At 58.4% G+C, this 18,852-nt stretch carries 29 protein-coding genes; 2 read left to right on the top strand and 27 right to left on the bottom strand.

Translation table 11 applies throughout. The features are described 5' to 3' along the window. Window position 1: 1 nt before the first annotated feature. From rplO to J3353_RS08490, 27 genes are all read right to left on the bottom strand, one after another. Window positions 2–442, bottom strand: coding sequence for a 50S ribosomal protein L15 (rplO, locus tag J3353_RS08620; RefSeq protein ID WP_005934902.1), 441 nt, complete (start codon window positions 440–442; stop codon window positions 2–4). 20 nt (window positions 443–462) lie between these two features. After that, complete coding sequence (rpmD, locus tag J3353_RS08615) at window positions 463–648, bottom strand: 50S ribosomal protein L30 (RefSeq protein WP_005934904.1); 186 nt, start codon at window positions 646–648, stop codon at window positions 463–465. A gap of 14 nt (window positions 649–662) precedes the next feature. Further along, window positions 663–1,163, bottom strand: a complete 501-nt coding sequence (gene rpsE, locus J3353_RS08610; RefSeq protein ID WP_005934905.1) for a 30S ribosomal protein S5 — start codon at window positions 1,161–1,163, stop codon at window positions 663–665. A 19-nt stretch (window positions 1,164–1,182) separates the two neighbouring features. Beyond that, entirely contained in the window at window positions 1,183–1,542 is a 360-nt protein-coding gene (gene rplR, locus J3353_RS08605; RefSeq protein WP_005934906.1) for a 50S ribosomal protein L18, read from the bottom strand. Between the two features lie 18 nt (window positions 1,543–1,560). Then, window positions 1,561–2,112, bottom strand: a complete 552-nt coding sequence (gene rplF, locus J3353_RS08600) for a 50S ribosomal protein L6 (protein WP_097771301.1) — start codon at window positions 2,110–2,112, stop codon at window positions 1,561–1,563. Window positions 2,113–2,129: 17 nt separating this feature from the next. Next, window positions 2,130–2,528 carry a 30S ribosomal protein S8 gene (gene rpsH, locus J3353_RS08595; protein WP_097773249.1) on the bottom strand — a complete coding sequence of 133 codons (399 nt, stop codon included), beginning with the start codon at window positions 2,526–2,528 and terminating at the stop codon, window positions 2,130–2,132. Window positions 2,529–2,638: 110 nt separating this feature from the next. Beyond that, on the bottom strand, window positions 2,639–2,824 hold the full coding sequence (locus J3353_RS08590; protein WP_005921866.1) for a type Z 30S ribosomal protein S14: 186 nt from the start codon (window positions 2,822–2,824) through the stop codon (window positions 2,639–2,641). Between the two features lie 16 nt (window positions 2,825–2,840). Then, window positions 2,841–3,389, bottom strand: a complete 549-nt coding sequence (gene rplE, locus J3353_RS08585; RefSeq protein ID WP_005934909.1) for a 50S ribosomal protein L5 — start codon at window positions 3,387–3,389, stop codon at window positions 2,841–2,843. 18 nt (window positions 3,390–3,407) lie between these two features. Next, window positions 3,408–3,722, bottom strand: coding sequence for a 50S ribosomal protein L24 (gene rplX, locus J3353_RS08580; protein ID WP_005934911.1), 315 nt, complete (start codon window positions 3,720–3,722; stop codon window positions 3,408–3,410). Between the two features lie 13 nt (window positions 3,723–3,735). Continuing rightward, complete coding sequence (gene rplN / locus J3353_RS08575) at window positions 3,736–4,104, bottom strand: 50S ribosomal protein L14 (RefSeq protein ID WP_005921875.1); 369 nt, start codon at window positions 4,102–4,104, stop codon at window positions 3,736–3,738. 43 nt (window positions 4,105–4,147) lie between these two features. Then, window positions 4,148–4,405, bottom strand: coding sequence for a 30S ribosomal protein S17 (gene rpsQ, locus J3353_RS08570; RefSeq protein WP_005921877.1), 258 nt, complete (start codon window positions 4,403–4,405; stop codon window positions 4,148–4,150). Between the two features lie 12 nt (window positions 4,406–4,417). Further along, complete coding sequence (rpmC, locus tag J3353_RS08565; RefSeq protein WP_005934912.1) at window positions 4,418–4,603, bottom strand: 50S ribosomal protein L29; 186 nt, start codon at window positions 4,601–4,603, stop codon at window positions 4,418–4,420. Continuing rightward, window positions 4,593–5,033, bottom strand: coding sequence for a 50S ribosomal protein L16 (rplP, locus tag J3353_RS08560; protein ID WP_005934913.1), 441 nt, complete (start codon window positions 5,031–5,033; stop codon window positions 4,593–4,595). The genes rpmC and rplP overlap by 11 nt, the downstream gene beginning before the upstream one ends. Further along, window positions 5,033–5,737 carry a 30S ribosomal protein S3 gene (gene rpsC, locus J3353_RS08555; RefSeq protein WP_005934914.1) on the bottom strand — a complete coding sequence of 235 codons (705 nt, stop codon included), beginning with the start codon at window positions 5,735–5,737 and terminating at the stop codon, window positions 5,033–5,035. Before rpsC ends, rplP begins: the two co-directional genes overlap by 1 nt. Window positions 5,738–5,749: 12 nt before the next feature. Then, on the bottom strand, window positions 5,750–6,085 hold the full coding sequence (gene rplV, locus J3353_RS08550) for a 50S ribosomal protein L22 (RefSeq protein ID WP_005921882.1): 336 nt from the start codon (window positions 6,083–6,085) through the stop codon (window positions 5,750–5,752). A gap of 18 nt (window positions 6,086–6,103) precedes the next feature. Further along, window positions 6,104–6,370: a 30S ribosomal protein S19 gene (rpsS, locus tag J3353_RS08545; RefSeq protein ID WP_005934915.1), complete on the bottom strand. Its 267-nt coding sequence runs from the start codon at window positions 6,368–6,370 to the stop codon at window positions 6,104–6,106. A gap of 17 nt (window positions 6,371–6,387) precedes the next feature. Next, window positions 6,388–7,218, bottom strand: coding sequence for a 50S ribosomal protein L2 (gene rplB, locus J3353_RS08540; RefSeq protein ID WP_097771302.1), 831 nt, complete (start codon window positions 7,216–7,218; stop codon window positions 6,388–6,390). 78 nt (window positions 7,219–7,296) lie between these two features. Then, window positions 7,297–7,593 carry a 50S ribosomal protein L23 gene (gene rplW / locus J3353_RS08535; RefSeq protein WP_005934919.1) on the bottom strand — a complete coding sequence of 99 codons (297 nt, stop codon included), beginning with the start codon at window positions 7,591–7,593 and terminating at the stop codon, window positions 7,297–7,299. After that, window positions 7,593–8,216, bottom strand: a complete 624-nt coding sequence (rplD, locus tag J3353_RS08530; protein WP_005934920.1) for a 50S ribosomal protein L4 — start codon at window positions 8,214–8,216, stop codon at window positions 7,593–7,595. Before rplD ends, rplW begins: the two co-directional genes overlap by 1 nt. 14 nt (window positions 8,217–8,230) lie before the next feature. After that, window positions 8,231–8,863 carry a 50S ribosomal protein L3 gene (rplC, locus tag J3353_RS08525; protein ID WP_097771303.1) on the bottom strand — a complete coding sequence of 211 codons (633 nt, stop codon included), beginning with the start codon at window positions 8,861–8,863 and terminating at the stop codon, window positions 8,231–8,233. A gap of 93 nt (window positions 8,864–8,956) precedes the next feature. Then, window positions 8,957–9,268, bottom strand: coding sequence for a 30S ribosomal protein S10 (rpsJ, locus tag J3353_RS08520; protein WP_005934923.1), 312 nt, complete (start codon window positions 9,266–9,268; stop codon window positions 8,957–8,959). Between the two features lie 584 nt (window positions 9,269–9,852). Beyond that, on the bottom strand, window positions 9,853–11,610 hold the full coding sequence (locus J3353_RS08515; RefSeq protein ID WP_207684663.1) for an NFACT family protein: 1,758 nt from the start codon (window positions 11,608–11,610) through the stop codon (window positions 9,853–9,855). Between the two features lie 237 nt (window positions 11,611–11,847). After that, window positions 11,848–12,624, bottom strand: a complete 777-nt coding sequence (locus tag J3353_RS08510) for a Nif3-like dinuclear metal center hexameric protein (protein WP_207684662.1) — start codon at window positions 12,622–12,624, stop codon at window positions 11,848–11,850. A 143-nt stretch (window positions 12,625–12,767) separates the two neighbouring features. Continuing rightward, window positions 12,768–13,439 (bottom strand): class I SAM-dependent methyltransferase, encoded by a 672-nt coding sequence (locus tag J3353_RS08505; RefSeq protein WP_207684661.1) that lies wholly within the window; start codon window positions 13,437–13,439, stop codon window positions 12,768–12,770. Beyond that, window positions 13,440–13,694 (bottom strand): DUF1858 domain-containing protein, encoded by a 255-nt coding sequence (locus J3353_RS08500; RefSeq protein ID WP_005934504.1) that lies wholly within the window; start codon window positions 13,692–13,694, stop codon window positions 13,440–13,442. Between the two features lie 333 nt (window positions 13,695–14,027). Beyond that, window positions 14,028–14,315 carry a zinc-ribbon domain containing protein gene (locus tag J3353_RS08495; RefSeq protein ID WP_005921120.1) on the bottom strand — a complete coding sequence of 96 codons (288 nt, stop codon included), beginning with the start codon at window positions 14,313–14,315 and terminating at the stop codon, window positions 14,028–14,030. Window positions 14,316–14,632: 317 nt separating this feature from the next. Beyond that, window positions 14,633–15,829, bottom strand: a complete 1,197-nt coding sequence (locus J3353_RS08490) for an acetate/propionate family kinase (RefSeq protein ID WP_097773245.1) — start codon at window positions 15,827–15,829, stop codon at window positions 14,633–14,635. 183 nt (window positions 15,830–16,012) lie between these two features. Here J3353_RS08490 and J3353_RS08485 point away from each other — a divergent pair, with 183 nt between their 5' ends. Further along, complete coding sequence (locus tag J3353_RS08485; RefSeq protein WP_242700906.1) at window positions 16,013–17,239, top strand: nucleotidyltransferase family protein; 1,227 nt, start codon at window positions 16,013–16,015, stop codon at window positions 17,237–17,239. 124 nt (window positions 17,240–17,363) lie between these two features. Then, a complete protein-coding gene (locus J3353_RS08480) occupies window positions 17,364–18,683 on the top strand; it encodes an NAD(P)-dependent oxidoreductase (RefSeq protein WP_097771309.1) in 1,320 nt (439 codons plus the stop codon). Window positions 18,684–18,852: the final 169 nt, after the last annotated feature.

The raw sequence follows: 18,852 nt of genomic DNA, 5'->3' as shown, positions 1-18,852 counted from the left end.
CTTACATCACCTCAGCCTTTCCGCCTGCCTTCTCGATTTTCTCTTTGGCAGAAGCGGAATAGGCTGCGGCCTTGACGGTCAGAGCCTTGGTCAGCTCGCCGTTGCCCAGGACCTTAACACCGTCCAGAGTCTTCTTGACCAGACCCTTTGCCTTCAGAGCCTCGGTGTCAACGACATCGCCAGCATTGAAAGCTGCTTCCAGGTCAGCCACGTTAACAATGGCGTACTGGGTAGCAAAGATGTTGTTAAAGCCAACCTTCGGCAGGCGGCGTGCCAGAGGCATCTGGCCGCCCTCGAAACCAGCGTGCTTCACGCCGGAACGGGCCTTCTGGCCCTTGCTGCCGAAACCGGCAGTCTTGCCATTGCCGGAGCCAATGCCGCGGCCCTTGCGGGTCACAGCCTTGTTTGCACCGGGAATAGCGTGCAGTTCATGAAGTTTCATTATGCGTATACCCCCTGCTATTAGGCTTCGGTGACGCTGAGCATAAAGCCGATCTTTGCGATCTTGCCCTGCGTAGCGGCATTGTCAGGCTGAACGGTAACGTCGCCCGGCTTCTTCAGGCCCAGGGCCTCAGCGGTAGCGATCTGCTTAGCGCCGCGGCCGATCAGGCTCTTCTTCAGCTCGATCTTGAGCATCTTATCTGCCATGGTTTGTTACCTCCTTAACCCAGAATCTCACTCACGGTCTTGCCGCGCTTCTCAGCGACGGACTCCGCGCTGACCAGGCCGCACAGACCTGCGAAGGTAGCAGAAACAACGTTGATGGGGTTGTTGGAACGCATAGACTTCGCACGGACGTCCTTGATGCCAGCAGCCTCAATGACGGCACGCACAGGGCCGCCGGCGATCATGCCGGTACCGGGTGCAGCCGGCTTGAGCAGAACGGCACCTGCGCCGTACTTGCCGACGATCTCGTGGGGGATGGTGGTGCCCTTCAGGGCAACCTTGTGCATGTTCTTCTTTGCAGCAGCCTCGCCCTTGCGGATTGCCTCAGGCACTTCGCCAGACTTGCCGATGCCATAACCGATGGTGCCCTTGCCGTCGCCCACGACAACCAGAGCGGCAAACTTCATGATGCGGCCGCCCTTGACAGTCTTGGAAACGCGGTTGATGGAGACAACCTTGGTGATCATGCCGTCGTCTTCACGGTTTCTCATAGCCATAATGTGTTTCCTCCTCTCATTACAGCTTCAGGCCGCCCTCACGGGCGCCATCAGCCAGGGCCTTAACACGGCCATGATAAACGTAGCCACCACGGTCGAACACGACCTCGGTGATGCCCTTTTCCAGAGCCTTTGCTGCGACCTTCTTACCGATCTCAGCTGCGGCCTCGACGTTGCCGCCGAAACCATTGAAGTCCTTGTCCATAGTGGATGCAGACACCAGGGTCACGCCCTGCTCATCATCGATGATCTGAGCGTAAATGTGCTTGGCGGAGCGGAAAACATCCAGACGGGGACGTGCTGCGGTGCCGCTGATCTTGTTGCGAACGCGGCGATGACGACGAAGACGAGCTTCGTTCTTGTCGATCTGCTTAACCATTGTCTTTCACTCCTTACCTTATTTCTTGCCCTTGCCGGCCTTGCCTTCTTTGTGCTTGACAACCTCGCCTGCGTAGCGGATGCCCTTGCCCTTGTAGGGTTCGGGCGGCTTCTTGGCGCGGATCTCGGCGGCGTACTGGCCCACCTTCTGCTTGTCAATACCAGTGACAGAGAAGTGGTTGGGGTCCTGCCACACGATGGTGCAGTCCTCGGTATCGGGGACGTTCACCTGGTGGGAGAAGCCCAGGTTCATAACAAGGTTGGAGCCCTGCTTCTGGCAGCGCAGGCCAACGCCCACGATCTCCAGCTTCTTCTCGTAGCCGTTCACAACACCGTTGACCATGTTAGCGATGTTGGTACGGGTCAGGCCGTGCAGGCTGCGGGCCTTGGGATCGTCATTGGGGCGAGTAACCAGAACTTCATTGCCCTCGACCTTAACGGTCATCAGGGGGTGGAAGTTGGAATTCAGGCTGCCCTTGGGGCCCTTGACAGCGACAGTGTGTGCTGCTTCATCAACAGTAACAGTGACGCCGGCAGGAATGACGATGGGTTTTCTTCCAATTCTCGACATTGTCTTTTACCCCTTTCTTACCACACAAAGGCCAGGACCTCGCCGCCAACGTGCGCAGCACGAGCAGCCTTATCGGTCATGATGCCCTTAGAGGTGGAAATGATTGCGGTGCCCAGGCCCTTCATGACCTTCGGCATATCCTCGCAGTTGGTGTAGATGCGCAGGCCGGGCTTGGACACGCGGCGCAGGCCAGAGATAACGGGCTCGCCGTTAGCCTGGTACTTCAGGGTGACAACGATGGTGCCCTGAACGGTGTCGTTCTTCACCTGCATGCCCTTGATGTAGCCCTCGTCAACCAGAATCTGGCAGATAGCCTTCTTCATGTTGGAAGCGGGGATCTCCACAGAAGGGTGTTTGGCAGTGCTAGCGTTGCGGATGCGAGTCAGCAGGTCCGCGATAGGATCAGTAATCTGCATGTGCCACTAACCTCCTTAGATTAGCTCTCATTTGTTTTATAATGATACCGCCCCGAAACATGCTTGCCCCGGGGCGGATATCCGACATTCTATCCAGCCCTCTGGCTTGATTACCAGGAAGCCTTCTTCACGCCCGGGATCTCGCCCTTGTAGGCCAGCTCACGGAAGCACACACGGCACACGCCGTACTTGCGCAGCACGGAGTGGGGGCGGCCGCAGATGCGGCAGCGGGTGTATGCACGGGTAGAGAACTTAGCAGGACGAGACTGCTTCAGCTTCATAGACAGTTTAGCCATTGTATCAATCTCCTCCTTAGTTATTCTCGGTAGCGAACGGAGCACCCAGAGCCTTCAGCAGCTCCTTGCCCTCTTCGTCGGTCTTAGCGGTGGTAACAAAGCAGACATCCATGCCGCGGACTGCATCGACCTTATCAAAGTCGATCTCGGGGAAGATGATCTGCTCCTTGATGCCGCATGCAAAGTTGCCGCGGCCGTCAAAGCCGTTGCCGTTGATGCCGCGGAAGTCGCGGACACGGGGCAGAGCGACGTTGAAGAAACGATCGACAAACTCGTACATACGCTCACCACGCAGGGTGACCTTGCAGCCGATGGGAGTGCCCTGGCGCAGCTTGAAGTTAGCAACGCTCTTCTTGGCACGGCAGACGACTGCCTTCTGGCCAGTGATCTGGCCCAGATCCTTCATAACAGCTTCCAGGATCTTCTCGTTGTCCTTGGCTTCGCCGCAGGCAACGTTGATGACGACCTTGTCCAGCTTGGGGATCTGCATAACGCTCTTGTAACCGAACTTAGAGTTCAGAGCAGGAGCAATTTCATTGACATACTGTTCTTTCAAACGAGCCATTGTTCCTTACTCCTTTCCTTACAGCTCAGCGCCGCACTTCTTGCAGACGCGGACCATCTTACCGTCCTTCTCGACGTGGCCCACGCGCACGGCCTTGCCGCACTTGGGGCAGATGGGCATGACCTTGGATGCGTACATAGCACCCTCAGCCTTCACGATGCCGCCCTGCTCGCCCTGACGACGAGGCTTGACGTGCTTGGTAACCATGTTCTGGCCCTCAACGATGACCTTGTTCTCAGAGGGGCTGACCTGCAGGACCTTACCAGTGTGGCCCTTGTCCTTGCCGCTGATGATCATAACGTTGTCGCCGGTTTTAACATGAAGATTATTCATTTTTAAAACCTCCTTACAGCGATTCCGGAGCCAGGCTCAGGATCTTGGTGTAGCCGGCATCACGCAGCTCGCGAGCAACAGGTCCAAAGATACGGGTACCCTTGGGGTTCTTGTCGGCCATAACGATAACGGCGGCGTTCTCATCAAAACGGATGTAGGAACCGTCGTCGCGGCGCACGCCATGCTTGCTGCGCACGATGACAGCCTTGACGACGTCGCCCTTCTTAACGGAGCCGCCGGGGGCTGCCTTCTTGACAGAGCAGACCACGACGTCACCAATGTTTGCGTATCTCTTGCGGGTGCCGCCCAGCACACGGAAGCACATCAGCTCCTTGGCACCGGTGTTGTCGGCAACTTTGAGATAAGTTTGCATCTGAACCATTTCAGATATCTCCTTTCAAACTGTTCAAAGCAGCGGGCAAAGATTACTTTGCCTTCTCAACGATACGGACCAGGCGCCAGCGCACATCCTTGCTCAGGGGGCGGCACTCCATGATCTCAACACGGTCACCGATACCGCACTCGTTCTGCTCGTCACGAGCCTTGAACTTCACGGTACGCTTCAGGATCTTCTTGTACAGGGGGTGCTGCACGCTATCCTTAACGGCAACCACGATGGTCTTATCCATCTTGTCGGACACGACAACGCCGACGCGGGTCTTTCTCAGATTACGTTCTTCCATCGTTTAACCTCCTTACTGCTTCTCAGCCAGAACGGTCATCACGCGGGCGATGTCCTTCTTGACTGCGTCGATGCGGCCGGGGTTCTCCAGCTGGTTGATGGCATGCTGGAAGCGCAGGTTAAACAGCTCAGCCTTCAGGTCGACCAGCTTGCTGGTCAGCTCTGCGGTCTGCATTTCGCGGAGTTCATTAGCCTTCATTGGTGCCATCCTCCTTCACGGAGTCCTCACGGACTGCAAATTTGCACTTGATGGGCAGCTTGTGCATAGCCAGGCGCAGAGCCTCGCGAGCAGTTGCCTCATCGACATCTGCCAGCTCGAACAGAACGCGGCCGGGCTTAACGACAGCAACCCAGTACTCGGGAGAGCCTTTACCGGAACCCATGCGGGTCTCAGCGGGCTTCTCAGTAACGGGCTTATCGGGGAAGATCTTGATCCACACCTTGCCGCCACGCTTGATGTAACGAGTCATGGCAACACGAGCAGCCTCGATCTGGGTGGAAGAGATCCATGCCGGCTCCAGAGCAACAAGGCCGTACTGGCCCTGGCACACCACGTTGCCGCGGGTAGCCTTGCCGGTCATGCGGCCGCGCTGAACGCGGCGGTACTTAACACGCTTAGGCAGTAACATTACTTGTTGCCTCCTTCCTTCTTCTGAGCGGTCTTAGCGCTCTTCAGGACCTCGCCCTTGTAGACCCACACCTTAACGCCGATGCGGCCGTAGGTGGTAGCAGCCTCAGCGAAGCCGTAGTCAATGTCGGCACGCAGGGTCTGCAGGGGGATGGTGCCCTCGTGATAGCTCTCAGTACGAGCGATATCAGCGCCGCCCAGACGGCCGGAGCACATAGCCTTGATGCCCTTAGCGGGAACGGTGGAACGATCGCGAGGGCTCATAGCATTGCGCATGCACTGCTTCATGGCACGGCGGAAGGTCACACGGTTCTCCAGCTGACGAGCGATGTCCTCAGCAACCAGCTGTGCGTTGGTGGAAGCGCTCTTGACCTCGATGACATTGACGATCACAGTCTTGCCATACTCCTTGGTCAGCTTGTTCTGCAGAGCAACGCGCTCCTCACCGCCCTTGCCGATGACCATGCCCGGCTTAGCGCAGTAGATGTTAACAGTCACGCGAGGAGCGGAAGTGGAAGGATCCACAGTACGCTCGATCTCGATCTTGGGGACACCAGCGTCCTTCAGCTGAGCCTTCAGCTCAGTGCGGATCTTGTGATCCTCGACGAGGTTATCGCTGAAATCCTTCTTGGAGGCAAACCAGCGGCTGTCCCAGTCTTTAATAACGCCGACACGAATGCCGTGCGGATTTACTTTCTGGCCCATTGTTTTCCCTCCTTACTCTTTCTCTTTCAGAACAACGGTCATGTGGCTGGTGCGCTTCAGGATGCGGTAGCCGCGGCCCTGTGCACGAGGCATCATGCGCTTCAGCGTGGGGCCGGGGCACACGTAGCACTCAGCAACGTACAGATTGTTCTTGTCCATATTGAAGTTGTTTTCCGCATTAGCGGCTGCAGACTTCACCAGCTTCAGAAGGGGCTCACAAGCGGCCTTCGGGGTGTACTGCAGGATTGCCAGCGCTTCGTCCAGGGGCTTGTTACGGATCAGGTCCATAACGATAGACACCTTACGGGGACTAATGCGGGCATAACGAAGAATTGCCCGAGCTTCCATGTTGTGTTCCTCCCTCTATTATTTAGAATTACCGGTGTGGCCCTTGAAGGTACGGGTGGGAACGAACTCACCCAGCTTGTGGCCAACCATGTCCTCAGTCACATACACAGGCACATGCTTGCGGCCGTCGTGAACGGCAAAGGTGTGACCAACGAATTCGGGGAAGATCGTGGAGGCGCGGCTCCAGGTCTTGATGACCTGCTTCTTGCCGGAAGCGTTCATTGCTTCAACGTGCTTCAGAAGAGCAGCCTGGACGAAAGGTCCTTTTTTAATGCTTCTACCCATTGTCTTAAACTCCTCTCTTACTTACCTGCACGCTTCACGATGAGCTTATCGGAGCGCTTATGATGCTTGCGAGTCTTGAGACCCAGAGCGGGCTTGCCCCAGGGAGTCATAGGACCGGAGTGACCAACAGGTGCGCGGCCCTCGCCACCGCCGTGGGGGTGGTCGCAGGGGTTCATAACGGTACCACGGCTGCCGGGACGAACGCCCATGTGGCGCTTACGGCCGGCCTTGCCCAGGTTGACGTTCTCGTGGTCGATGTTGGAAACCTGGCCCACAACTGCGGTGCAGTTCACGGGCACGTTGCGCATCTCACCGGAGGGCAGACGAACCAGAGCGTAGCCATTCTCCTTAGCCATCAGCTGAGCCATGTTGCCAGCGGAACGAACCAGCTGAGCGCCGCGGCCGGGATACAGCTCGATGTTGTGGATGATGGTACCAACGGGGATGTTCTCGAAGGGCAGGCAGTTGCCGGGCTTGATGTCGGCAGACTTGCTGCTGATGACCACATCGCCCACCTTCAGGCCATCGGGAGCAATGATGTAGCTCTTAACGCCATCGGTGTACTCGACCAGAGCGATGAATGCGCTGCGGTTCGGATCATACTCGAGAGTCTTGACGGTAGCGGGGATATCGGTCTTCTGACGCTTGAAGTCGATGACACGATACTTGGTGCGGTTGCCGCCGCCCTGGTGGCGGACGGTGATACGACCGGTGTTGTTGCGGCCGCTGTGCTTCTTCATGGGCTCCAGCAGGCTGCGCTCGGGAGCGACCTTGCTCAGGACGCTGTAATCCGTGACGGTCATGCCGCGGCGGCCCGGAGTAGTGGGGCCATACTTCTTGATAGCCATTGTGCTATTCTCCTTTGTTTATCTTATGAATTATTATCGGGGTCATATCCCCATAGAGGAACCCTCGGCGGGTTCGGTTTAGACCATGCTGTTGAAGAACTCGATTTCCTTGGAGTCCTTGGTCAGGGTCACGATTGCCTTCTTGGAAGCGGCAGTGTAACCAGCATGCATGCCCTGGCGGCGGAAGCGGCCACGCACGGAAATGGTGTTGACCTTAGCGACCTTAGCGCCGGGGAACAGGGTCTCGACAGCCTGAGCGATCTCGACCTTGGTGGCATCAGTAGCAACCTTGAAGGTGTACTTCTTATCAGCGATGCCAGCCATGGAGTTCTCGGTAATGACCGGCTTCAGGATGATATCATGTGCGGTTTTCATTAGCCAAGCACCTCCTCGAGCTTCTTCGCTGCGTCGACGCTGATGATCAGCTTGTCGGCGTTCAGCACATCGTAGGTGTTCACGCTGCCTGCAAAGGTGGTCTTGACACCGGCAATGTTGCCAGCGCTCTTGACGAACTTTGCATCGACGGTCTCGTTGACCAGCAGGTTCTTCTTGCCAGCGCCAACAGCGTTCAGCATTGCAACCACAGCCTTGGTCTTGTACTCGTCGCAGGTGAACTTATCAACAACGACCATGTTGCCATTGGCAGCCTTGTCAGACAGAACGCTCAGCAGAGCCAGGCGCTTGACCTTGTTGTTGATGTGGTAGTTGTAGCTGCGGGGCTTGGGGCCCAGAGCAACGCCGCCGTGAGTCCACTGGGGAGCACGGATGGAGCCCTGACGAGCGTGGCCGGTGCCCTTCTGACGCCAGGGCTTCTTGCCGCCGCCGGAAACTTCCATGCGGATCTTGGTGTTCTGGGTGCCCTGACGCTGGTTGGCCAGGAAGTTCACCACAGCAATGTGGACAGCCTTCTCGTTCGGGGTGATACCGAACACGGCGTCGGAAAGCTCGATCTCGCTAACGTGCTGACCGTTCATATCGACTACATTAAACTTTGCCATTGTAGCTTTCCTCCTTACGCCTTCACGCTGTTGGCCAGAGTGACGATGGTGCCCTTGGAGCCGGGAACCGCACCCTTGACAGCGATCAGATTGTTCTCGGTGTCAACCTTGACAACGGTCAGGTTCTGCACGGTGACCCGCACAAAGCCCATGTGACCGGGCAGGCGCTTGCCGGGGAACACACGAGAGGGGTTGGAAATAGCGCCCATAGAACCTGCATGACGAGCAACAGGGCCGGTGCCGTGGCTCTCACGCAGACGGTGCTGGCCAAAGCGCTTGATAACGCCCTGGTAGCCCTTGCCCTTGGAAACGCCTGCAACGTCAACCTTGTCGCCTGCTGCGAAGACATCAGCCTTCAGCACGTCGCCAACGTTCATTGCGGAAACATCTTCCAGACGGAACTCGCGCAGGGTCTTCTTGGGGGCAACGTTTGCCTTCTTGAAGTGACCTGCAGCTGCCTTGTTGACCTTCTTGGCGGAAACCTCGCCGAAGCCCAGCTGGACAGCCTGGTAACCATCGCTCTCGACGGTCTTCTTCTGCACCACGGTGCAGGGACCAGCCTCGATGACAGTTACGGGAATAACCTTGCCGTTCTCATCGAACAGCTGGGTCATACCGACTTTCTTGCCGATAATGCCTTTAACCATTTTCTTTTCCTCCTGTAAAGGTTATTGGTTGGCGGCGCACGTCACCGCCAACATGACCCCTCGGGAAACGAGGAGCATCGCTTGGATCAGCTGTTACAGCTTGATCTCGATGTCCACGCCAGCGGGGAGCTGGAGGCTCATCAGAGCCTCGACCGTCTTGTTGGACGGCTTCAGAATGTCGATCAGACGCTTATGAGTGCGGCTCTCGAACTGCTCGCGGCTATCCTTGTACTTGTGGGTAGCGCGCAGAACGGTAACGATCTCACGATCGGTGGGCAGGGGGATGGGGCCGGACACGCGGGCACCAGTGTGCTTTGCGGTCTCCACGATCTTCTCTGCTGCGGCATCGATCAGCTGAGCATCATAGCTCTGCAGACGGATTCTGATTTTCTCTTTGACTGCCATTGCTTACGCCTCCTGAAAAAATTGATTTTGCCCTAGGCGAGCCGATAAATTGCTCTACACAGTTCCGGGTGTTCCTCGATTTGGCACTAGAAAAACCGGTGAACCGCTTGGCAGTTCTCCCGGAGATATATTAGCAAATCAAATCTGAACATTGGTTCCGCCCGTTTCGCAGGTCACCCCGCCGAGGGAACGTATTCCATCGCTGTCAGTAATTTTTTCGCCCGGTTCTAAGATCGGACATACTCCGCGGAAATAACCCATCACGACTATTGCCGGATGACAACCTCCCGCATCTACGCATATCGCTGGCCTGCACGACTTGTATCGCACAAGCCCTTTGCAGCCGAGAGATATTTTATCACATCTGCGTGCATTTGGCAAGTGTTTTTTCAAAAAAATCGTATTTTTCTTTTTTATTTTCTCCGCACGGTCTTTTGGCGCATTTTTTGTGCATTTTGCATACCGCGTTCCACGTTTTTGCGTGGAAAACTCCCCCGCCTCTCAGGATGCACCGGAATAGGGTGCTTTATACAAAAAGACCCTCTCCGTCAGGGCCCGCAGGCTTTGACAAAGAGGGTAGATCTTTACTTTTTCTGTTTCAGCTGTTCTTCCAGCCCATCCCGGGGAGTGATGTAGACGGTGGTGTACACCTCATACAGAACCATGCCGGGTTTTGCACCGTTGGCTTTCCAGATGTTCTTCACCTCGGTGGTGTCCACGGCCACCTTGGCACCGGTCCCGGCCTTGTAGGCGCTGGAATAGATCACGGCCAGCTCGGCGGCCTCCTGCCGGGTGGTGTCCGGGATATCCTCGCCCCGGCTCATCACGACCACATGGCTGCCGGGAGCCTTCTGGACGTGGAACCAGAGGTCCTTGCCCCGGGCGGTGTGGAGGGTCAGCTTGTCGTTCTGGGCGTTGTTGCGGCCCACAAGAATTTCAAAGCCGTCGCTGGAGGTAAAGCGCAGGAAGTCGGCAGGCTTCTGGCGCTTGTCGCGCTGCTTGTAGTATTTCAGGTAGCCCTGACTCTTGAGCTCTGCCCGGATCTCGTTCAGTGCCGCCTCACCGGCGGCGGTCTCCACTTCGTAGAGCACCGTTTCCAGATAAGCGATCTCCTTTTCGCCCTCTGCCAGCAGGTCTACCAGCATCCGGGCGGCGGTCTGCTTCTTCTTGTAGTTCTTGAAGAAGTTCTGGGCGTTCTGGCTGGGGCTGAACCGCAGGTCCAGCGGGATGGTCACTTCCTTGCCCTCATCGTACCAGTTGGGCACGGTGATGCTCTTCATTCCCTTCTGGGCCATGTAGAGGTTGGCCGAGAGCAGCTCCCCGTAGAGCCGCAGCTTCTCGCTCTTGCCGCTGGCGGCCAGCTCCTCCTGCCGTGCGGCCTGCTTGCGAACCGCACGCTCGTACATATTGTGCACGGCCTTGTGCAGCTCCTTGCTCTTGGTGCGCAGGCGCTCGGCGCGGTCCTTCTCGGCATAGTAGCCCTCGAGCAGGGCGTTGAAGGACGGCCACTCTTTTATAATATAGGTATCGCCGTACTGCAGGGGCCGGAAGAAGGTGAACTCCACCGGCTTGCCGTCCGGGGCTGTCACGCTGCAGGGACAGCCGCCGTTGTGGTGGAGCTCCTTCAGCTCATCAATGGCGGCCATCAGCTTCCGCTTCTGCGCATCGTCCAGCTCGTTGGCCAGCAGGTGTTCCCCGTCGAAGGCGCGCCAGGCGGCTTCCCGGCAGACCACCGGGCCGACACCGGCCACGGTCTTATTCAGAGCATCGGCCACAGGCAGGTCCCGCTCACAGGCCGCCGCCACGATAGACGCGGCGCTCACCTGCAAAAAGTCAGGGCGGACCGGTTTGGGCGGGATGGTATAGGGCAGGCCCGGCAGCAGCTGCCGGACATCGCTGTCCTCAAAATCCACCCGCTTGAGGGCATCAATGATCTTGCCGTTCTGCACCAGCACCAGATTGGAGTAGCGGCCCATCAGCTCAGCGCAGAGGATATTCTGCACCAGATCCCCCATCTCGTTGGTGCACTGGAAGGTAAAGTACACGATGCGGTCACCCGGCTCCATCCGCACATCCAGCAGCTTGCCGCCGGTCAGATGCTTACGCATCAGCATACAGAAGGAGGGCGGTGTCTCGGGGTTCTCGAAGCTCTCTTCGGTCAGGCAGACCCGGGCCGAGCCGCTGCGGGCCGAGAGCAGCAGCGCATAGGTCTCTGTGCGGGTGCGCAGGGTCAGCACCAGTTCATCGCGGGTGGGTTCAAATATTTTTGCGATCTTCGCATCGGTCAGGGTCTGTTTCAGCTCCCCAGCCGTCAGCGCCAGCGTCGCGGCATCAAGTGCCATCTTATAATCACCTGTTTCTCTGATAGAATCTCTTATTCGTTTACGCAAAACGCTCCGGTTTTGCCAAGGGCTCCCCTACTAGGCAACGACGACGACCGCCGCCAGTGGCGGATGAAGGGAGGAGTTGTTGGGGCCGCGGCCAGCAGGACACGAGTGCAATCCTTTGCACGAAGTGGATGCTGGGAGCCGCAACCCGTATGCTGGCGCAAAGCGCCTGAGAGGTTTAATCCGTCTCCTTTATATATAAGTAAACGGATCTCTGTTCTCTCCGCTCACCCGCACCTCCAGCTCCGGGAACGCAGTGCGCAGACGGTCAGCGATGGCGGCACACACCGGGAACTCGGTGGCGTAGTGCCCCGCCGCCACCAGCGACAGCCCCAGACGCACGGCATCTATGGCCGCGTGGTGGTTGGCCTCGCCGGTCAGCAGACAGTCCGCCCCCACGGCAAGGGCATCCTCGAACATGCTGCCGCCCGCGCCGCTGATGACCGCCAGCCGCTTTACGGCCCTGCCGGTATCTGCAAACTTGACCTGCACCGCAGGGCCGCTCCGGGGCCGGTTGCACCGCCCGCCCAGCACAGCCTGCGCCTTGCGGGCCAGCTCCGGCACCGTGATGGGGTCAACCTCACCCACCCGGCCGCAGCCATCAGCAAACACTTCCCAGTCCCGCATCCCGAAGATGCCCGCCAGCACCTCGTTCACGCCGCCCTCGGCGGCATCCAGATTGGTGTGCATACAGATGGCAGAGATGCCCTTTTGCACCAGCTGGAACGATACATCTCGGGGGGTCAGCTTTTTCAGCGGGCTGAAGATGACCGGGTGGTGGGACACGATAAGCTCGCAGCCCCCGGCCGCAGCTTCCTCCACCACCTCGGGGGTGATGTCCAGCGTTACCAGCACCCGGGACACCTCACGGCCGCAGTCCACCAGCAGGCCGGGGTTATCCCAGCTCTCTGCCAGTTCCAGCGGCGCATAGCGCTGCATCTCAGCGTAAATATCATTGGTTGTAGCCATAAAGCTGTACCTCCGATTTCAGCAGCCTCACCCTCTCCGTCATTGCTGCGCAATGCCACCTCTCCCGAAGGGCGAGGTTTTGACAATCCCCACAAAGTTTCCGGTTTTGCCAAGGGCTCCCCCTTTGGGGGAGCTGGCGAGCGTCAGCGAGTCTGAGAGGGCGAGCCATCTAACAATTTATCGATCTCCTCTGCCAGCTCCGTCCCATCCGGCACGCCCAGCCGGAAACGGGGGAGCTTGGCCTTCTGCCAGGCGGCATATCCTGCACCCTCGGGCCATTCGGCTGTTCTGCCGAACAGGCACTCGGTAAAGGTGGGGGTGTGCACCCCGCCGGTGTACTCGGCAGCCATCACGGCGTACCAGCGGCCCGCCGCCTGCACGGGGCGGTCTGCCGCCAGCGCAAAGCCGTGTTCCCACAGCCAGCGGCGCAGCTCGCTGTGGCGGGTGGCCGGCACCATCACCAGCCGGGGCCCGCCGACCTGCGACACCCACGGGGCCTGTTCGATGATCTCCCAGGTGGTCTGTGCCGAAACGCCCGCCAGCACAATGGTCCCCACCTCGCCCGCAGACAACACAGAAAGACCGTCGCCGAGCCGAAGCTCAACGCGGTCTTTGCATCCTGCATGTTCCAGCGTCTGTTCTGCCTTTGCCAGCGGGCCGGGGCGCAGATCGGCCCCGATGACCCGGGGGTATTTTCCCGAGGCCGCCAGCACCGCTGTCAGCTTGCCGTGGTCACAGCCGATGTCAGCCACCGGCTTGCCCGGCAGCACCAGCTCGGCGGCGGCGGTCAGACGCGCATCCAGTGTGGGGAGCACTCAGGCCTTCTTGGAAGCCAGATGGGCGTTCAGCTTCTCCAGCAGCTCGTCGCAGTCCACACCGTGGACCTCACAGGCCTCGGCAATGGTCTCGCCGCGGGAAGCGGGGCAGCCCAGGCAGTGCATACCGATCTCCATAAAATAGGGAGCGGTGGTCTGATCCATATCCAGAATATCGCCAATGATGGTCTCGCGGGTCACCTGCATTGTCTTGTTCTCCTCGTTCTTCTTGAGCATATTAAAAATATCAAACATGATGGGATTTCCTTTCTGTTGTGGGTGTTTTCGTGGTCAGGCAGACCATTCATATATACTATACCCTATTACTAGGTATTTTTGCAAGACTTCTTACAAATTTTAAGCCTCATCTTTGTACAACCTCTCAGTCGAGCTTACGCTCGCCAGCTCCCCTGGTAGGGGAGCCTCTGGCGAAACCGGAAACTTTGCGTGGAATGCCAAGGCCTCCCCTCGTTAGGGGAGGTGGCATTGCGAAGCAATGACGGAGAGGTTTTGCGTCCTCTTTCCACACAAAAAGCCCCCGCCATCTTGCGACAGCGGGGGCCAAGCTTCAGATTTTAAAATCAGCGCTTAGTTCTGCTTCATACGAGCGAAGCAGTCGGAGCAGTAGACCGGACGGTCCTCACGGGGCTGGAAGGGAACCTTGCAAGCCTTGCCGCAAGCTGCGCAGACAGCATCGAACATCTGGCGCTCACCGCTGTTGCTGCGTGCGCCGCCGTTCTTGCGAGCGTCACGGCAGGGCTTGCAGCGCTGGGGCTGGTTCTCAAAGCCGCGAGATGCGTAGAACTCCTGCTCACCAGCAGTCCAAACAAACTCCTTGCCGCAGTCTTTGCAAACTAAAGTCTTGTCTTCGAACATAGTAGTATCTCCTCTTTGTTTAGTTCTTGCCCGCGGAAGGATTGTAACCATACCTTTGGTTTTTAGGGACCATCGCGCTGATCGTAAGCTACCAGGGGCTTGAATGATAGAACATCCTCTGGTTGAGGACTTCTCTATTGTACCGTTCTTTTTTTGATTTGTCAACCAAAAAACAAACCTTCGGCTTCATTTTTGTGCATTCGGCCCAATTAGACAGGGTTTGCGCCCCGGAAAACAGCAAAAGGGAACGCGCCCCCAGTCAGAAGCGCGTCCCCCTTTTTTATTGCATTGTAAAAACCGCGTAAAATACAAACGGCTTACTTCTCGACAACTTCCTTGGTGTCGCGGGCGATCATCAGCTCCTCATCGGTAGCAATGACCAGCGTGCGGACCTTTGCGCCCCAGGCAGTGATCTCACAGACATCGCCCTGGATGTGCTTGTTCTTGTCGGTATCGATGCGGATCCCCAGCCAATCCATGTGGTGGCAGATCTTTGCACGGGCAGCAGCATCATGCTCGCCGATGCCGCCGGTAAAGACGATGGCATCCACGCCGCCCATGGCGGCAATGTAGCTGCCGATGGTCTTCTTGATCTGGTAGTTCAGCATGTCAGAAGCCAGCTGTGCGCGCTTGTTGCCTGCAGCAGCTGCCTCCTCCACATCACGCTTGTCGCTGGAGACACCGGAGATGCCCAGCAGGCCGGACTTCTTGTTCAGGATCTCGTCCAGCTCGTGGCCGGTGATGTTCAGGGTGTACTTCAGGTAGTTGACCACAGAGGGGTCCAGGTCACCGCAGCGGGTGCCCATCATCAGGCCGGCCAGCGGGGTCATGCCCATGGAGGTATCCACGACCTTGCCCTGGTCCACAGCAGCAATGGAAGAACCGTTGCCCAGGTGGCAGGTGATCAGCTTCAGGCGCTCAATGGGCTCCTCCAGGTACTCAGCAGCCTTGTGTGCAACATACTTGTGGCTGGTGCCGTGGAAGCCGTAACGGCGGACACCGTACTTCTCATAGTACTCGTAGGGGATGGCGTACATATAAGCCTTCGGGGGCATGGTGCTGTGGAAAGCGGTATCGAACACAGCGACCATGGGAATGTTGCCGAACACCTTGCGTGCAGCCTCAATGCCCAGAATGCCTGCGGGGTTGTGCAGGGGGGCCAGGGGGCTCAGCTCCCGGAGGGTATTGATGACTTCATCGGTGATCAGGCAGCTGGCCTTGAACTTCTCGCCGCCGTGGACAACGCGGTGGCCGATGGCGTTGATCTCGCTGACATCGTCGATGCACTTGCCCTCGCCGGTGGTCATCTTCTTCACGACCTCAGCAAAAGCCTCGGTGTGGGTGGGGAAGATTGCCGGGGTGGTGGCCTTGTGGCCGTTGGCCTCGTGGGTGATCATGCTGCTTTCCATGCCAATGCGCTCGCACAGGCCCTTGCACAGCACCTTCTCGCCGTCCATATCGATCAGCTGATACTTCAGGGAAGAAGAGCCGCAGTTAATAACCAGAACTTTCATCTTCTTGTGCCTCCATATTCTTTTCGGTTCGCAGATGCGGACAGAATTTTACAGATTCCTAGAAATATTATATAATAGGTTCCAAGGGTTTTCAAGCCGCAACCGGGCAAAGGGTTCCACAAAGTATCCATGCTTTTTTGTACACCCTGCCCACAAATGGAAAGAGACACAGGTTATTTCTGTATGAACGATATAAATTTCACAATGTACAAGCTCGCCGGGATCATTGCCGAATACGATCCCTTCCACAACGGCCACGCCTGGCAGCTGCAGCAGGCAAAGGCACTGGGTGCTCAGCGGGTGGCGGTGGCCATGAGCTGCGGGCTGACCCAGCGGGGCGCGCTGCCCCTGCTGCCCGAAAGCGTGCGGGTGCAGGCTGCGCTGACCTGCGGGGCCGACCTCGTGTTCGCCCTGCCCGCCCCTTATGCCTGTTCCGGGGCGGAATGCTTTGCCCGGGCCGGGGTGCAGCTGCTGGCCGCCGCCGGGTGCGACGCTCTGGTGTTCGGAGCCGAGACCCCGGATGCGGCGCTTCTGATGGAAGCCGCCCGGGTGCTCTCCGGTGCGGAATACCGCAACGCCCTCAAGGCCCGGCTTGCTGCCGAGGCCCGCAGCTTTGCGGCAGCCCGGCAGGCAGCGGTGGAAGCAGTCTGCCCGGGCACCGGCCTTGCCGCCCTGCTGGACAAGCCCAACAACAATCTGGCCGTGGAATACTGCAAGGCCATCTTGGAGCTGGGGGCTTCTCTGGTGCCGATCCCCCTGCCCCGGCAGGGTGCCGGTCATGGGCAGGCCCTGACCGAAACAGGGGGACAGTTTGCCAGTGCCAGCGCCCTGCGCACGCTCTGGCAGAACGGCGGAGCTGATGCCGCTGCTCCCTATGTTCCGGCGGAAGTCCTGCCGCTCTACCGGGAAGCCTTTGCCGCCGGGCAGTACACCGATCTTGCGGCCGCCCAGCGCTGTCAGCTGGCGCTTCTGCGCAGCCGGTGCGCAGGAACCGCGCCGTTTGCCCAGGTGCGGGGCATTTCGGAAGGTCTGGAGCACCGGCTGGAAGCCGCCGTGCGTTCCAGCACCACCCATGCGGAACTGCTGGACAGCCTGACCACCGTGCGCTACCCCCGGGCACGGATGCGCCGCCTGGCCATGGATGCCGCTCTGGACTATTCTGCCGATGCCTTCCCCGCCCTTCCGCCCTATCTCCACCTGCTGGGGGCGCAGAAGGATGCCCTTCCCCTCCTGAAGGCTGCCTCACTGCCGGTGTCCCACTCCCTTGCGCGGCTGGCCGAGCAGAACACCCCCTGCCGGGCGGTGGTGGATGCACAGCTGCGAGCCTGTGATTTTGGCGCGCTGTGTCGTAAAAAGCCGGAGCCGATGGGGAGCGCACTTCGTCAAAAAATTATCTTTTTGACGAAATAGCAAAATTTTCTCCTGAAATTTTTACATTTCCACACTTGTATCCCGGCAGTGGTTCGGTGTATCATAATGATAGTATTGGATACAACGAAGCGTCCCCAGCCTGTGGGACAAGAGGAGGAACTCCATGGCATTACACGTTCTGGACGAAGCCAACCGCTGCCTCGGCTGCAAAAAGCCGATGTGCCAGCAGGGCTGTCCCATCCACACCAACATCCCCGAGGTCATCCGTCTGCTCAAGGCAAACGAGCTGGATGCCGCAGGCCGGATGCTGTTTGAGAACAACCCCCTGACCACGGTCTGCTCTCTGGTCTGCAACCACGAGAACCAGTGTGAGGGCCACTGCATCCGCAACCGGATGCCCAGCCACGATCCTGTCCACTTTTCCATCATCGAGGACTATATCTCCACCACCTATGCCAACAAGATGACCAAGGGCCCCGCCCCCAAGAACGGCATGAAGGCCGCCGTGGTGGGTGCAGGCCCTGCCGGCCTGACCATTGCCGTGCTGCTGGCGCGCTGGGGCTACGATATCACCATTTTTGATGCCCGGGATAAGATCGGCGGCGTGATGCGGTACGGCATCCCCAACTACCGCCTGCCCGACAGCGTGCTGGACGATTTCCAGTACCGCCACCTTGAGCTCAAGGGCATCCATGTCCGGCCCAACACCACCATCGGCAAGACCATCACCATCGACGACCTGTTCCGCGACGGCTACAAGAGCGTGTTCATCGGTGCCGGTCTGTGGAAGGCCAACGCCATGCACATCAAGGGTGAGACCCTGGGCAACGTGGCCTTCGGCATCGACTATCTGGCCAACTCCAAGGCCTTCCGGCTGGGGGACGACATCGCCGTGATCGGCGTGGGCAACTCGGCCATGGACTGCGCCCGCACCGCCATCCGCAACGGTGCCCGCCATGTCACCTGCTATGCCCGCCGGGACGAGAGCTGCATCAGCGCCTCTGCGTACGAGGTCAGCTATGCCAAGCTCGAGGGCGTGGGCTTCCGCTTCTGCAAGGCCCCGGTGGAGATCCGGGAAAACGGCCTGATCTGCCGCGACACGGTCAAGAACGAAGAGGGCAAGTTCGTGCAGGTAGAGGGCAGCGAGACCTTCTACCCCCACACCGGTGTCATCGTCTCGGTGAGCCAGGGCTCGGAGAGCAACCTCGTCAAGACCACCACCGGCATCGAGACCAACCAGAAGGGCCTGCTGACCGTCAGCGAGGACGGCAGCACCACCCGCGAGGGCGTGTTTGCCGGCGGCGATGCCGTTATGGGTGCCCGTACCGTGGTCGAGGCCGTGGCCATTGCCAAGCAGGTGGCCGAATCCATGGACAAGTACATGAAGAGCCTGCCTGCAGATACGACCCCCGATCCCTACGCCGACATCCCCACCTTCCAGACCCCCACCTCAGACGTTCTGGGCAAACAGGAAGTCAAATAATGCTTTTCCCGCCCGGCTGGTCTGTCCCGCCGGGCGTTTTATTTCTCATCGGTTTCCATTTGATTTCCAATTTGTAAATTTTGCGCCCATTTATCCATCTTTACCGTTTCTTAGTTGACCCCTTTTTCCGCTTTTCGGTATACTATTCATATATCCGCATGTGTTTTGT

Source organism: Faecalibacterium sp. Marseille-Q4137, from assembly GCF_017377535.1.
In the GTDB taxonomy this organism is placed as follows: Bacteria; Bacillota; Clostridia; order Oscillospirales; family Ruminococcaceae; genus Faecalibacterium; species Faecalibacterium duncaniae.
The sequence above is the reverse complement of the archived record's forward strand: the minus strand, read 5'-3'. Positions and strand labels throughout refer to the sequence as shown.

Bases quoted from the DNA above. Each gene is read 5' to 3' on its own strand.
- rplO (WP_005934902.1), bottom strand. From the start codon at position 442: ATGAAACTTCATGAACTGCACGCTATTCCCGGTGCAAACAAGGCTGTG.
- rpmD (WP_005934904.1), bottom strand. From the start codon at position 648: ATGGCAGATAAGATGCTCAAGATCGAGCTGAAGAAGAGCCTGATCGGC.
- rpsE (WP_005934905.1), bottom strand. From the start codon at position 1,163: ATGGCTATGAGAAACCGTGAAGACGACGGCATGATCACCAAGGTTGTC.
- rplR (WP_005934906.1), bottom strand. From the start codon at position 1,542: ATGGTTAAGCAGATCGACAAGAACGAAGCTCGTCTTCGTCGTCATCGC.
- rplF (WP_097771301.1), bottom strand. From the start codon at position 2,112: ATGTCGAGAATTGGAAGAAAACCCATCGTCATTCCTGCCGGCGTCACT.
- rpsH (WP_097773249.1), bottom strand. From the start codon at position 2,528: ATGCAGATTACTGATCCTATCGCGGACCTGCTGACTCGCATCCGCAAC.
- J3353_RS08590 (WP_005921866.1), bottom strand. From the start codon at position 2,824: ATGGCTAAACTGTCTATGAAGCTGAAGCAGTCTCGTCCTGCTAAGTTC.
- rplE (WP_005934909.1), bottom strand. From the start codon at position 3,389: ATGGCTCGTTTGAAAGAACAGTATGTCAATGAAATTGCTCCTGCTCTG.
- rplX (WP_005934911.1), bottom strand. From the start codon at position 3,722: ATGAATAATCTTCATGTTAAAACCGGCGACAACGTTATGATCATCAGC.
- rplN (WP_005921875.1), bottom strand. From the start codon at position 4,104: ATGGTTCAGATGCAAACTTATCTCAAAGTTGCCGACAACACCGGTGCC.
- rpsQ (WP_005921877.1), bottom strand. From the start codon at position 4,405: ATGGAAGAACGTAATCTGAGAAAGACCCGCGTCGGCGTTGTCGTGTCC.
- rpmC (WP_005934912.1), bottom strand. From the start codon at position 4,603: ATGAAGGCTAATGAACTCCGCGAAATGCAGACCGCAGAGCTGACCAGC.
- rplP (WP_005934913.1), bottom strand. From the start codon at position 5,033: ATGTTACTGCCTAAGCGTGTTAAGTACCGCCGCGTTCAGCGCGGCCGC.
- rpsC (WP_005934914.1), bottom strand. From the start codon at position 5,737: ATGGGCCAGAAAGTAAATCCGCACGGCATTCGTGTCGGCGTTATTAAA.
- rplV (WP_005921882.1), bottom strand. From the start codon at position 6,085: ATGGAAGCTCGGGCAATTCTTCGTTATGCCCGCATTAGTCCCCGTAAG.
- rpsS (WP_005934915.1), bottom strand. From the start codon at position 6,370: ATGGGTAGAAGCATTAAAAAAGGACCTTTCGTCCAGGCTGCTCTTCTG.
- rplB (WP_097771302.1), bottom strand. From the start codon at position 7,218: ATGGCTATCAAGAAGTATGGCCCCACTACTCCGGGCCGCCGCGGCATG.
- rplW (WP_005934919.1), bottom strand. From the start codon at position 7,593: ATGAAAACCGCACATGATATCATCCTGAAGCCGGTCATTACCGAGAAC.
- rplD (WP_005934920.1), bottom strand. From the start codon at position 8,216: ATGGCAAAGTTTAATGTAGTCGATATGAACGGTCAGCACGTTAGCGAG.
- rplC (WP_097771303.1), bottom strand. From the start codon at position 8,863: ATGGTTAAAGGCATTATCGGCAAGAAAGTCGGTATGACCCAGCTGTTC.
- rpsJ (WP_005934923.1), bottom strand. From the start codon at position 9,268: ATGGCAGTCAAAGAGAAAATCAGAATCCGTCTGCAGAGCTATGATGCT.
- J3353_RS08515 (WP_207684663.1), bottom strand. From the start codon at position 11,610: ATGGCACTTGATGCCGCGACGCTGGCGCTGACGGCTGGGGAGCTGAAA.
- J3353_RS08510 (WP_207684662.1), bottom strand. From the start codon at position 12,624: ATGGCTACAACCAATGATATTTACGCTGAGATGCAGCGCTATGCGCCG.
- J3353_RS08500 (WP_005934504.1), bottom strand. From the start codon at position 13,694: ATGTTTGATATTTTTAATATGCTCAAGAAGAACGAGGAGAACAAGACA.
- J3353_RS08495 (WP_005921120.1), bottom strand. From the start codon at position 14,315: ATGTTCGAAGACAAGACTTTAGTTTGCAAAGACTGCGGCAAGGAGTTT.
- J3353_RS08490 (WP_097773245.1), bottom strand. From the start codon at position 15,829: ATGAAAGTTCTGGTTATTAACTGCGGCTCTTCTTCCCTGAAGTATCAG.
- J3353_RS08485 (WP_242700906.1), top strand. From the start codon at position 16,013: ATGAACGATATAAATTTCACAATGTACAAGCTCGCCGGGATCATTGCC.
- J3353_RS08480 (WP_097771309.1), top strand. From the start codon at position 17,364: ATGGCATTACACGTTCTGGACGAAGCCAACCGCTGCCTCGGCTGCAAA.